Raw genomic sequence first — 13752 nt, 5'->3', positions numbered from 1 at the left:
TAAAGCGAGGTACTATCTTCCAGGGGCAGGGTTATCACAGTAAAGTGCTTGCATTTTTAATAAAATTTCCTAATTCCACTCTCTTGATAAGAGGCTATATAAATAACAATCATGGAAATGATTATACAAGTACTCGGCATCTCTCATCGTACCTTCTAATGTAAAGCCAAGGCGTTCTGGAATCCGTTTACTTTTTTCATTTTTCACACCACACATTATTTCAATTCGATTTAATTTGTATTCATTAAAAGCAATGCCAATGAATGCTTTAACAGCTTCAGTTACAATTCCTTTCCCTTGATATCCTTCTGATAGCCAATAACCGATACTCGTTTTCTTATTGGTCCAATCGATACCATGAAATCCAATCATACCTATTAATTTATTGTTATGTAAAATACCAGCTTGAATACCATCGTGCATAGTAAATTGTTTTAACCACATTTCTATGATTGGTTCATAATCAGTGTAATGCTTCATACTATCAACCCATGGTAGCCATTTTCTTAAATAATCTCTTTCATGGTCTACAACGTTAAACAATTCTTTAGCGTCATTTTTCTCAAGTGATTTTAAGTCTATTTGATCATTTATTTTTAGATGAAACAATTTTATTAACCTCCTAAATGTGTAATTTTTTATATAGAGAGCACCAGTTTATCTCACTATTTTATTAACTTAAATAGAACTGTTAAACCTTATATTCCCAGTTAGTTCACCTAATAAAGAGGGTAGTATATTGATATGCTGTTAGGCTTGCGGTGATATGATGCAGTATATTTTGGAAAATTTAATTCAGCAATGAATCGATTAAAGAGGAAAATAATCCTTCAGAAGAAATCACTTCCAGCGTTTGACATAGTAATTTCGCTGTTATTTTTTATAAAAATACCCCCACATTTACTAGAATAAATGAGAGGATATTGATTTTAATTTGTGGTAAGTCCAACTGATAAGACTAAAAACAAGATGATGAGGATCATACCGACATTTAAAGTAACACCGATTAGAATGGTTTCAATTCGTTTCGTTATAATTGCAAAAATGATCCCTAATAAAGATGCAATACTAAATATAGTGATACTAAATGTCGTACTAAACTCTCCACTTTTTACAATGAAGTAAAAAATAATGCTAAATAAAACAGTGAGCAATGATAGTGCTCCAAATATATAGTTACGCTTCAATGTTTATCCTCCTTTTGGATAATGAAGATGATTCATAAAATAGTTTATATTTAAAATTTTATCACATTCAACCGTGGAGTGAAATGTTTATCTCGTTAGTTACATATGGTTGCTAATATTAATTTACTTAATGAAATGATTACATTAGCATTTCTTGGAAATGAAATTTATTAAGATTCTAAAATATACGATGAACAATCGTCTGCAAATGCCGTCATATCAATGTGCAACCCCATGTTGCGCATAGGTGCAACGAGAACTATCTTTACTTCACAACTATACTCCGAACATAATAAGAAGGGAAGGGAGGACATGAAAGTGAACTTTGGTGAACGGTTAAAAAAAGAAAGAGAGAAGCGAGGATGGTCCCAAACTTTTCTTGCGGAAAAAATCCATGTAAGCCGTCAATCCGTTTCCAAATGGGAAACAGGAAAAAATTATCCAAGTATCGAAGTTATTATCGATTTAAGTGATTTATTCGAAATTACGATTGACGAATTATTAAGGAGTGATGAAGCATTGACTGAAAAAGTGATTCAAGATAGTAAGCAGTTGGCATATCCAAAGTGGAAGGACTTTTTTGATGCAGTATTTTTATTAGGGTTATTACTCTTGATTATCAAATTTGTTGTATATGGCATAAACCGTTTTTTCGGTACATCTTATTTAGTGATAGAATCAACATTTTTTGAAATGATTGTAGCGTTTGCTCCAGTAGTATTAATGATTATTGGTGGCGTTATATCTGGCATTTTAAAAGATAAATATATTGAGGAATAAAAGGAAATAATGAAATTTCGTTGTGTGGTCTTTGCTTTTACTTTTACAAGGCAAAGACCTTTCTTACTTTTTATTGTAAAAATAGATGAAGCTATAATATGTCATAAATTTTTGTTATGAATAATCGAATATTGATAAAACAATCCGTATAGCTTAGAATGAAAGTACTCTTAAAATGACTAGAGAATGATAATGAGGTAGATAGCATTGAGAACGAAACAGTTATGGGACAAATATTCAAAGATATGTATCGACATTCATCATACAGTGAAAAAAGCTGGAGAAATCATGTTATCCAACGATGTGCAGTATGTACCGGTCTTAAACGAGGGAGAACCTGTTGGGTATATAACGATGCGTACAATATTAGAAGCGTTGATGAATGAAACAGCGAATGAACAAAAGGTTAGCGAGTGCATGCAAACAGACTTTCTTGCTTTATTCACTACGGCAAACATAGATGAAATGATTGAATTATTAACAGAGTTTATCATCGTAATCCATTCGGATGGAACATATGCTGGAATGATGACACAGAAGGAAATTCAACCATTAGTACTTCAACAGCAAGAAACTACTCGACAAACAGGACATATTACATCTATTTTAGATGTTATTTTAGAAACAGCATACGAAGGTATCGCTGTGGTAGATGAACATGGAATTCTCATAGAATTAAATGAATCTTATGCCCAATTTATCGGTGTTCATCGAGAAGAAGCCATTGGGAAGCACGTAACAGAAGTGATTGATAATACGAAGCTTCATAAAACAGTAAAAAATGCTATTCCAGAACGAAATGTCCTTCAACATATTCAAGGCCAGGATATGATTGTTCATCGTATTCCAATTTGGCAAGGCGATAAAGTGATTGGTGCAATTGGAATGCTTATATTTGAGGGAGTTTCGGAAGTTTATCATATATATCGCAAGTTACAAACAGAGAAAGAAAATATGTTAGAACAAGTTCGAAAAACACCTACTATATCTGAGGAAGAACATATTACGATGGACCAAATCGTCGGAACAAGTGAAGAAGCCGTACATATAAAAAAACAAATACGAAAAGCAGCGCAAACGAAAACGGTAGTATTGCTGACTGGTGAAAAAGGAACAGGGAAAGAAATGTTTGCTCGCACAATCCATCAATTAAGTCCAAATAACGAAACACCATTTTATCGAATAAATTGTAAAACAGAAACAGCGTCCTCTATTGAAAAACGTTTATTTGGTTCAGCAGATGAGGATGGTTTATTCATGATGGAAGCAGGAACTGTTTACCTCGAATATTTTGAATACTTATCGAAAAGTTTACAAGCTACATTGTTTCGTACCCTAAAGAGGAAAATATACAAACATCCAGTTACGAATGAAACAGTAACCTTACGTATTCGCATTGTTGCCTCAGCCATGAAAACATCGACATGGTCGGATAAAAAGTTAGACTTTCCGGTGATACATATTCCAATTTCTCCATTAAGGACACGAAAGAAAGATATGACATTTTTACTTTCACATTATTTACAGGAATACTGCTATATTTATCAAAAGCGACAAAAAACATACAGCTCGGAAGCTGTGCATGTATTATTGCACTATGATTGGCCAGGCAATGTGGAAGAACTAATTCAAGTAGTCGAAAACCTTGTAACAACTGTGCAAACGAATGAAATAGATACGCATCATTTGCCGCAATATATACAAGTGGAAAAGCCTGAAAAACAGCCGACATGGTTGGAGGAAATAAAATACCGTAAAAAGGAAGAAGAGCGAAAGATGATTCTAGCAGCAATAGAAGAAGCTGGTGGCAATAAAACAAAGGCAGCAAATATACTAGGTATGCATCGAACCACTTTATACAAAAAAATAAAAGAACTAGAAATAGAAGGTGTGTAATATTTTAAAAGTCGGATTGCGGACGGAGACAATTCGACTTTTTTATATGAGTGAAAAGAGATTCGTTGAAATTTTCTAAAAACAGAATTGACAACATGTAGTTATATTGCTACACTTTATCTACATTAGTTATACAGAAGTGAGATAAAATGAATGCGTTACCATATTGAGGGATTATAATATTCGTGAGGAGAGGTGAAAGATGAACACGTATGCATCGTTAAAAACACCACAACAAATTTATTATGGCCGTGGTTCTTTTGAAAAAATGGGTGACCTAGTAAATGTTACAGGTACAAAAGTGTTGCTAATAAGCGACAAAACAATGGAACAACTTGGCTATGTAGAGGAGAGTATACAACAATTAGAGGAAAAAGATCTTACCTATGCAATTTATTTGGGTGTAGATTCTGAGCCGAACGACAATTATGTAAGAGAGGCTTTGGCTGTATATGAAGAAAGTGATTGTGATGTCATTGTATCGATTGGCGGAGGTAGTTGTATAGATACAGCAAAGGCAGTAGCAGTATTGGCGACAAATGGTGGGGACATTTCAGATTATCGGAATAATTATAAAATCGCAATACATAAACCAACCGCTCATATTGCGATTCCGACAACTGCTGGGACAGGTTCAGAAGCAACAGATGTCACCGTCATTACGAATGTAGTAAATAAAGAAAAAATGATGATTAAACAGCTCGGATTTTTGCCAAATGTAGCAATTGTTGATCCATTATTAACATTATCAGCACCTAAAAAGGTAACTGCGGCTACAGGGATAGATGCACTTAGTCATGCCATTGAAGCATATATTTCCAAATTAGCGCATCCAATGACAGATATGCTCGCATTATCGGCAATAAAACGTATCGCGAATAATTTGTTAACCGTGTACGAACATGGGAATCACATAAAAGCACGTGAACAACTTTCTCTCGGCTCTTTACAAGCTGGAATGGCTTTTGGAAATGCGTCCGTTTGTTTAGTACATGGTTTATCCCGTCCGATTGGCGCCTTATTTGATGTACCACATGGATTTTCTAATGCAATGTTGCTTCCGGCAGTATTAGAGTTTAGTAAAGATGCTTGTATTGAACGTTTAGCAGATGTCGGAAGAATTTTTACGAATAAAACCCTGTCCGATGAGGAAGCAGCTGATTTTGCGGTATCGTCCATTAAACAATTATGTGCCAAACTACATATTCCGAATTTAAAAGAATGGGGTATCGATGAAGAAACTTTTGAAAGGAACGTTCCAAAGATGGCAGAGGATGCATTAAGATCTGGAAGTCCAGCGAATAATCCTCGTGTTCCAACTATAGATGAAATAAAAGAGCTCTATATAACCTGTTTTCATTATAAATTTGAATAAGGGAGACAAACATAATAGTGGAGGTAATAGTATGGAAAAAGCATTAACAGTGAAGAATTTTATAGGAGGAAAATGGGTGACATCTACATCTGAAAAATTAGAACCCGTTTATAATCCAGCGACAGGTGAAGTGATTGCGGAAGTGCCGATTTCCACGAAAGAGGAATTAAATGAAGCGGTAGCTATCGCAAATGAAGCATTTAAAACATGGCGAAAAGTGCCTGTTCCACAACGAGCGCGTATTTTATTTAAGTACCAACAGTTACTCGTTGAACATTGGGATGAGTTGGCAAAACTTATTACAAAAGAGAATGGGAAAAATTTTAAAGAAGCATATGGCGAAGTCCAACGTGGAATTGAGAATGTGGAATTTGCTGCTGGTGCGCCAAGTTTAATGATGGGCGATTCATTGAGTACAATTTCGTCTGATATTGATTCAAGTAGTTATCGTTATCCAATTGGTGTCATCGGTGGGATTACTCCTTTTAATTTCCCGATGATGGTACCGGCGTGGATGTTTCCAATCGCGATAGCAACTGGAAATACATTCGTTTTAAAACCATCCGAAAGAACACCAATATTAGCGAATCGTTTAGCTGAGCTATTACAAGAAGCTGGATTACCAGACGGTGTATTCAATATTGTGCATGGGGCACATGATGTTGTAAATGGTATTTTAGATAATGATGATATTGCAGCGGTATCCTTCGTTGGTTCCCAACCAGTTGCAGAGTATGTATATAAACGAGGAACAGAAAATTTAAAACGTGTTCAAGCATTAGCAGGAGCAAAAAACCACTCTATTGTTTTAAAAGATGCGGACTTAGATAATGCGACAACACAAATTATGAATGCTGCATTTGGTTCTGCTGGTGAGCGTTGTATGGCGTGTTCGGTCGTTGCGGTAGAGGAATCAGTTGCTGATGCATTTATCAAACAACTCATTGAAAAGGCAAATGATATTAAAATGGGAAACGGACTTGATGAAGGGATCTTCTTAGGCCCTGTCATTCGTGAGTCACATAAACAGCGTACATTACAATATATTGAAACGGGTGAACAAGAAGGTGCAACGCTTGTTCGTGATGGTCGTAATGATAAAAGTGCTCAAGAAGGTGGCTATTATGTTGGACCGACAATTTTTGATGGCGTAACAAGTGAGATGGAAATTTGGCAAGATGAAATTTTTGCTCCAGTTTTATCAATTGCTCGTGTAAAAAATTTAGAAGAAGCAATTAAATTATCTAATAGATCATCCTTTGCTAATGGTTCCTGTATATTCACGACGAATGGTGGAAGCGTTCGGAAATTTCGTGAAGAAATTGATGCTGGAATGTTAGGAGTTAATATAGGTGTTCCTGCACCGATGGCATTTTTCCCATTCTCAGGATGGAAAAATTCATTCTACGGTGATTTACATGCAAACGGAAAAGATGGTGTGAATTTTTATACACGTCAAAAAGTCGTAACTGGAAGATGGACAGAGTAGTTTTTGTAAACATGGAAATTCTAGTTAAATAAAATAAAAAGGAGATGGAAATAATGTATGACTTTTTTATGCCAAATGTAAATTTCTTTGGTCGCGGGTCCGTTAATGTTGTTGGGGAACGCTGTGAAATTTTAGGAGCGAAAAGAGCGCTTATTGTTACAGATACATTCTTAAAAGGATTAGAAGGTGGGCCGGTAGATAAAGTAGTACAATCTTTAGAAGAAAAAGGTATTACGTATGCATTTTACGATGGAGTTGAACCGAATCCGAAAGATACAAATGTACGTGATGGGTTAAAAGTATTTGAAGCGGAAAAATGCGACCTTATTTTAACGGTTGGTGGAGGCAGTGCACATGATTGTGGAAAGGGAATTGGGATTGCTGCGTCACATGAAGGAGATCTGTATGAAAATTATGCAGGAATAGAAAAACTAAGTAATCCACTTCCACCAATTGTATCGGTTAATACGACAGCAGGAACAGGTAGTGAAGTGACGAGACATTGTGTGATTACAAATACGGAAAAGAAAATAAAATTTGTCATTGTAAGTTGGAGAAATACTCCTTTAGTATCTATTAACGATCCAGAACTAATGACTGGGAAACCTGCCGGCCTAACAGCTGCCACAGGTTTAGATGCATTAACACATGCTGTAGAGTCATATTTGTCATTGGGTGCTAATCCGGTAACAGATTCTATGGCTATTCAAGCAATTAAACTAATTTCTACAAACTTACGCCAAGCAGTGGCGAATGGAAGTAATATAGAAGCACGTGAAAACATGGCACATGCATCATTACTTGCGGGGATGGCATTCAACAATGCGGGACTAGGATATGTTCATGCGATGGCACATCAGCTAGGTGGATTATATGATATTCCACACGGTGTAGCAAATGCTGTTTTACTTCCACATGTTGAACGATATAATTTAATTTCAAACCCACAAAAATTTGCTGATATTGCAACGTTTATGGGCGAAAATATTGAAGGATTATCTGTAAGAAATGCAGCGGAAAAAGCGATTAAAGCTATTGAAACATTATCAAAAGATGTCAATATTCCGAGTAATTTACGTGCATTAAATGTGAAAGAAGAAGATTTTGAATTAATGGCAAAACTTGCACTTGAAGATGGCAATGCGATTAGCAACCCTATCCAAGGAACTGAGCAAGATATTATTGATATTTTTCAAGCGGCATACTAAACATAAAGAGAACTGCCTCATTTTAAGAAATAAAATGGGGCGGTTTTTTATGTGAATCTAGATTAATGAGGCTAGGACATAACTAATCTAAAATAATATAGTTATGTTTAGGTGCTACACTTCCAATTTTTTTGGGGGGGTCTCTTAGTGATAAATTGATAGAAAGCTGAAATTAGATTGACTTGTAAAAAGATAATTTGGTTGAATTTTGCATGTTTTTACGTTAAAATGGTTATAGATAAGAAGAGAGGAAGGATTGCAATCCTCCCTCTTGCAGCCTCAGCCGTACAGGCGATGGTTGTCACAAATGTTTATTTATGAAAACCACCCTTTTGCTTGCTACGGCGCCGGGTGGTTTTCTCTTTGTCAAAAAAGTTTTCTGGAATAGATGTGCACTAACTGCACGTACAATTCCTTTAATAACTTCTTTTATCAAATCGAATATATCCATGGTTGTTCACCTCCATTCCTTGAAAAACAAGAAAAGGATTCTAAGTGACAACCGCCACCCGTATAACTTATAGCTACATATTTATTTTATCATAATTGAATAGAATAACCAATGAAAGAGGAACGTGTGATCTGTTGTTGGTTATTTAATATTTTTTTAATCGCTTAAACCCTGTCATTCCACTATTTTATTTTCATCACCATCAGCAATCCCCATTTGGGGTGTTTTTATATGCCTAAATTTTGCAATGATTTGAAATATCTACTGAACTTTTTTGCTGTTTAGAGGTGTTTTGTACCAATCTACGTATGGATTCACTATCATCTCCATAAAAACATAACACATATCGGAAAGAAATGAACTTTAACATATTTTCATTCGAATAAACTTCTTACATATTGACCTAACTGTTCGTTATTATATCCTTTTTCAATTGCTTGTATAATGTTCGCTCTCAATGTTGACTCATCGATGTGAGTTTTAGGGTTATTTTGTCGTTTCATTTGTTCGTGTTGTTTTTGGAAATATTTGATCGCTTCTCTCGCTGTATCTATTTCCTGACGTACGAAATAGTTCGTTAATTTATGAATATAGGGCCAGGAAATATTTCTATTTATTAATAACATATAATGCAAAATTGCATTTACAACTGGATCAGTTACACCTTGTTCCTGAATGCCTGTAATAATATCGAGGTCACTTTTCGTTGGTTTGTTCTGTGTTAATTCCCCGATTAATTCCTCCGGCGTAATCGCTTCTATATATTCGATGAATTGATCCATTTTCTGCTCCTCTATCATAGCAAATACCATCCTTTACTTGTATCATTTTTTAACAACATAATGCTATTCTTTCTTTGAATATTTAATGCCTTTTAAAGTTACTTCGTATGATATCGTAATATGAAACACTTAATTTTTGTCTATGTTTTAGGTTTTTTCAGTTTAATTTGTTTAATCACTTCCATCGTATCATTATAGGATAGTCTTGAAAACAAATTATTGTTTGAATAAAACCTTTCTTATTTCTATATAGAGGTAAACGATCAATAATTATTAAAAATAGGGGAGGAGCGATTGAAGGTAAAGAGGCGGTAGTTCAATAGAAAAAGCATGCTATCTAAGGGGCATGATGTCTTATAATCAGTACCTGACTTTCCAGTTCTAAATATGTTATCATATTTTTATACATAAAATGTAAGGTAGGTTAACACACATGTTTTTTGCAATATTGTTTTCGATAGTTATCATATTGCTTCTCCTTCGATTAGTTACCTGGATGATTGGTTTAGGTTATGTAATGGCAGTCGTTGTTGATGTACTAGTGATAGGTGGATGTTCAATTTATTATGCCCATAATGAATGGTTTGTCCATATTGCCAGTGGAAAAGCCGTATATTTTTGGGATGTTTTATTGTTCGTTCTTATAGGTTTTGTTTATGGAGTAATCGTTGTGCTAGGGACGAGCATGTTTCCGCGGATAGCTGGATTGTTCCATTATATAATAGCTTGGATTACGACGGGATTTCTGTATGTTTTTATTAATTACGCAGTTTTTGGTGTTGTTTTTGGTCTATTGTTAGATAATGAACAAATGAATACAGTTGTGCATATTGTCATTATTTCGGTTCTTGCCTTATTTATTTATAATTCGAGAATGCGTATTTTTAAGCAAAATTTAACGTGACGTCCTTTACGGGGCGTCACGTTTTGTATGAAAAAATGGTTGCAATATATATTCTATGGCATCTTATTCAATACATTTTTCACTGCTTCTTCAATCTCCTTATACCCCGTGCAACGACACATATTGGACTCTAACCACTCTTTCATATCGCTATCAGATGCATTTGGTAGTTGATTGACTAGTGCATGACAATTCATAATAAATCCAGGAGAACAATAACCACATTGAAAGGCAAAATTTTCAACAAATTGTTCTTGAATAGGTGCTTGTTGAAGCCCTTCAATCGTTGTAATCTTTTTTTGATGCCCTTCAATCGCAAGCATAAGGCAAGATTTCATGACCTCCCCATCGATTTCAATTGTACAGGCACCGCAATCCCCGTTTAAACAGCCTGGTTTTGCACCAGTTAAACCAAGTTTTTCTCTTAGAACATAGAGCATCGTGTCAGCATTACGTGCATGAAAGGTTCGTTCCCGGCCATTAATTTGATATGTAATTACTTGTTCTTCCATTTAGCTCATCCCTTTTTTAAAGTGTCGATGACATCTGTTAAGACATTTTTTAAAACAAATTTACGATACGTATCTGATCCATGAATATCATGTAATATTTCTTTATGGAATGCTTGTAGGGCACGTTCTATTCGTTTAGTTTGTTCCGTATTAGGTTTGTTCAGCTGTGCATCCACTTTTTCACAGTGAAATGGATAGGCATATAAACCACTATAAGCTGTGTGGATGTGTGTCTCTTTCAAAATGGCAGCAATGGTAAGTAAAGGATAGCCAACACCCCATTGACGGCGCTTTTTCACTGTGAAGAAAGGGAGGGTAAGGTCTTTTGTCGCTACTTTTATTTGGACAAGAAATTCTTCTTCCCTTAATTGCAATGTTTGATCGAACAACTCATGGAATGGTCGTTCTTTTAAACCGTGTTTTGTTGCTATAACCGCATATGATTCCGTAAGTAAAAATGGAAGAACGGCTTCTCGGTAAATGATGTTCGCACAAATATTACCACCTAATGTAATTTTGTTTCGTGATGTTCGGTCTGCTATTTCAGATACGACTTTTTCTAATAGGGGAAATTTTTTCATCTCTTTTATACTAGTCAATGTTAATGCAGCACCTAATGTAAGCCATGTATCATCTTGTTCTAAACTATGACATGCTGAAATATTATTAATGTCAATGACAGCATCGGTAACTATTTTGTTCATTCTTCCTAACGTAATAACTTCTGTTCCTCCGGCAAAGTAAATAGGTGACTTGTTTTCTTGTAATAAAGATTGGAAAAGGTTTGTCGCTTCTTTAGTTGTGGTCGGTTGATAATATTGAAAATTGTATGGAATCATAAAAATTTGTCACCTACTTTTTTGCGCCAAATCATTTCAGGTGTGAGTGGCAATTGATTTAATTCGACTCCTGCTGCTGTTGATAATGCATTGCCTAATGCGGCAGGCATACCGATTAATGCATGCTCTCCGACACCTCGTGCACCATACGGGCTGTCAAGATGTGCTGTTTCAATGAATTTTGCGATATATTCTGGATGGTCACCATATCGTAATGGGCCATATGTTCTTAACTTTGGTATGTTCATCGTTCCATCTTCTTGGAATTCATATGCTTCGGCACTTGCGTGGCTTAACCCCATACTCATAGAACCCATTACTTGCCCGAGTGCTGCTTTATAGTTTAGTACTTTACCAATATCGATGATAGAAAAAGCTTTTAAAACTTTGTAAGTAAAGTCACGTCGATCGAACTCTATTTCGACACCTTGGGCACCGACAGTCCATTCTGGTCCTGTTTTTCCTTTTCCTGTCTTAGGGTCTAAATGTGATAAGTGACGAATCGTGTAATTTCCTTTACCAATTACTTGTCCACCGATTGAGTGTCCGTTTGAATATTGATAACCGTAACAGACATCTTTTATATAGACGTACGTAGTTGGATCATCACGCACATATACTTTTTCATATCCAACTTCTAAGTCTTCGGGGGAACAGGTGAGGACGCGTGAAGCAATATCACGTAATTGTTCAACTGCATCATCAGCCGCTTTTAATAAAGCACGACCAGCGAGTAGTGTACCTCTACTGGCAACTGTTTTGTAATGTTCGGGAATTGTTTTTGTATCGACACCCATTTGTACGTGGATGTTATTTATATCCATTTTCAATCTCTCGGCTAGTAATTGAGCGAGGATCGTTTTTGTACCCATTCCGATTTCTACAATACCAGATAAAATATTGACGCTTCCATCTGCATTAAAAAGTAAAACAACACCGGAGCTGGCACCAGAGATAGTGGATGTTTTCCAGGAACAGCACATTCCTTTTACACGGATTTTCCTTTCATCAATAGGGATGATGACTCCTTCTTTCCAGTTCATCATGTCTTGTAATTGGTCGATACATTTCGGTAAATTTCCGACAGAACTTTCGTTTAATAATGTTTGTGTAGGGGATGTATTGCCTTTAACGATCGCATTCTTTTTTCGAAATTGTAATGGGTCCATTTCGAGCTTTTTTGCTAATGTTTCCATGGCTCGTTCAAACATAAATAAAATTTCCGAATGGCTAAAGCCACGATATGCAGTAATATATGGATGGTTCGTATAAACACAAATCGCGTCACATCGAATATGGTCTATTTTGTAAGGCCCCGTACATGTTGCTGCGACAGCTTTTGTTAGCAATGTCCCTTTATCAGCATATGCGCCAGTATCGATGAAGTATGTAATTTCAGCGGCAGTTAGTTTGCCATCTGTCGTTGCGCCGAGTTTTACTTTTGCATCTATTCCCATGCGAACGGGTGCTGTGAGCATGTCTTCTTCTCGTGTGTAGGTAAGTTTTACACATTTTCCGTTTACTGCTTTGGATGCGATATAGGCGATTAACTCCAACTGGGTAGTAACTTTTCCACCGAAGGCACCTCCGACAAGTGGAGTCGTCGCAATCACTTTTCCTTCTTCTATTTCGAATGTTTCGCTGAATTCTGATTTGATACCGTAAGGAGCTTGTGTTGTAGATGTAATCATTACTGTGCCATCTGGTTTTATTTCTACAATGGCACTTCTTGTTTCGATTGCAGTATGGTCTGAAGGTGGAATGATGTAATTTTCTTCTATTGTAATATGCGATTGTAGCCACGCTTTTTGAATATCACCTTTACGTACTTTGACACGATTTGCGATATTTGTATTTGCCTCAGGAAATACTTTGTCTGTTTTTTGATAGGTTGCTAAGTTTTCATGTATTAAAGTTGCTTCTTGTTTCATCGCTTCTTCTGACGTGTTAATTACTGGTAGTGGTTCATAAGTTACTTCGATTAATGCAGCCGCTTGTTTGGCAATATATGGATGTTCTGCAACGACAGCTGCGATTGGTTCTCCAAAATAGCGTACTTTTTTATAAGCTAAAATCGGTCTGTCTTTTATATCTGTTCCTGTTAATGGCAATGAGTCTCCGACGATGATGGCATGTACTCCGGTCACTTTTTCAGCTTTTGATGTATCAATTTTCTTTATTTTGGCGTGTGCATGTGTACTAACTTTTAATTTTACGTGTAACATTTGAGCATCTGACTTATCATCTGTATATTTAGCGGATCCGGTTACCTTTTCTTCGGCTTCTTTTCGAGGAATGCTTTTTCCAATCATCCAGTCCATGAATGTTT

General features: G+C 35.9%; 12 protein-coding genes. 6 read left to right on the top strand and 6 right to left on the bottom strand.

The window, feature by feature from the left end:
- Window positions 1–69 precede the first annotated feature (69 nt).
- Both SPD45_RS09315 and SPD45_RS09310 read right to left on the bottom strand, forming a co-directional pair.
- Complete coding sequence (locus SPD45_RS09315) at window positions 70–609, bottom strand: GNAT family N-acetyltransferase (RefSeq protein WP_336267469.1); 540 nt, start codon at window positions 607–609, stop codon at window positions 70–72.
- Between the two features lie 320 nt (window positions 610–929).
- Complete coding sequence (locus tag SPD45_RS09310; RefSeq protein WP_336267468.1) at window positions 930–1187, bottom strand: hypothetical protein; 258 nt, start codon at window positions 1185–1187, stop codon at window positions 930–932.
- Between the two features lie 312 nt (window positions 1188–1499).
- Here SPD45_RS09310 and SPD45_RS09305 point away from each other — a divergent pair, with 312 nt between their 5' ends.
- From SPD45_RS09305 to SPD45_RS09285, 5 genes are all read left to right on the top strand, one after another.
- Window positions 1500–1967, top strand: a complete 468-nt coding sequence (locus SPD45_RS09305; RefSeq protein WP_442962009.1) for a helix-turn-helix domain-containing protein — start codon at window positions 1500–1502, stop codon at window positions 1965–1967.
- 207 nt (window positions 1968–2174) lie between these two features.
- Entirely contained in the window at window positions 2175–3863 is a 1689-nt protein-coding gene (locus SPD45_RS09300; protein WP_336267467.1) for a sigma 54-interacting transcriptional regulator, read from the top strand.
- A gap of 202 nt (window positions 3864–4065) precedes the next feature.
- Window positions 4066–5238 (top strand): iron-containing alcohol dehydrogenase, encoded by a 1173-nt coding sequence (locus tag SPD45_RS09295; RefSeq protein WP_336267466.1) that lies wholly within the window; start codon window positions 4066–4068, stop codon window positions 5236–5238.
- 31 nt (window positions 5239–5269) lie between these two features.
- The gene (locus SPD45_RS09290; protein WP_336267465.1) at window positions 5270–6727 is read left to right on the top strand and encodes a CoA-acylating methylmalonate-semialdehyde dehydrogenase; all 1458 of its coding nucleotides are present in this window, start codon (window positions 5270–5272) and stop codon (window positions 6725–6727) included.
- Between the two features lie 53 nt (window positions 6728–6780).
- Entirely contained in the window at window positions 6781–7935 is a 1155-nt protein-coding gene (locus SPD45_RS09285; protein WP_336267464.1) for an iron-containing alcohol dehydrogenase, read from the top strand.
- A gap of 825 nt (window positions 7936–8760) precedes the next feature.
- Here the strand turns inward: SPD45_RS09285 and SPD45_RS09280 are convergent.
- Window positions 8761–9186, bottom strand: coding sequence for a DnaD domain protein (locus SPD45_RS09280; protein WP_336267463.1), 426 nt, complete (start codon window positions 9184–9186; stop codon window positions 8761–8763).
- A 415-nt stretch (window positions 9187–9601) separates the two neighbouring features.
- Here SPD45_RS09280 and SPD45_RS09275 point away from each other — a divergent pair, with 415 nt between their 5' ends.
- The gene (locus SPD45_RS09275) at window positions 9602–10072 is read left to right on the top strand and encodes a hypothetical protein (RefSeq protein ID WP_336267462.1); all 471 of its coding nucleotides are present in this window, start codon (window positions 9602–9604) and stop codon (window positions 10070–10072) included.
- 53 nt (window positions 10073–10125) lie between these two features.
- Here SPD45_RS09275 and SPD45_RS09270 read toward each other — a convergent pair whose 3' ends face one another.
- From SPD45_RS09270 to SPD45_RS09260, 3 genes are read right to left on the bottom strand one after another with little or no spacing between them, the layout of a single operon-like run.
- On the bottom strand, window positions 10126–10584 hold the full coding sequence (locus SPD45_RS09270) for a (2Fe-2S)-binding protein (protein WP_336267461.1): 459 nt from the start codon (window positions 10582–10584) through the stop codon (window positions 10126–10128).
- Between the two features lie 5 nt (window positions 10585–10589).
- Window positions 10590–11423, bottom strand: a complete 834-nt coding sequence (locus tag SPD45_RS09265) for an FAD binding domain-containing protein (RefSeq protein WP_336267460.1) — start codon at window positions 11421–11423, stop codon at window positions 10590–10592.
- A complete protein-coding gene (locus tag SPD45_RS09260) occupies window positions 11420–13744 on the bottom strand; it encodes a xanthine dehydrogenase family protein molybdopterin-binding subunit (protein ID WP_336267459.1) in 2325 nt (774 codons plus the stop codon). Before SPD45_RS09260 ends, SPD45_RS09265 begins: the two co-directional genes overlap by 4 nt.
- Window positions 13745–13752: the final 8 nt, after the last annotated feature.

The organism is Pseudogracilibacillus sp. SO10305 (assembly GCF_037072005.1).
In the GTDB taxonomy this organism is placed as follows: Bacteria; Bacillota; Bacilli; order Bacillales; family Amphibacillaceae; genus Pseudogracilibacillus; species Pseudogracilibacillus intestinigallinarum.
This window is presented reverse-complemented; position numbering and strand designations above follow the sequence as displayed.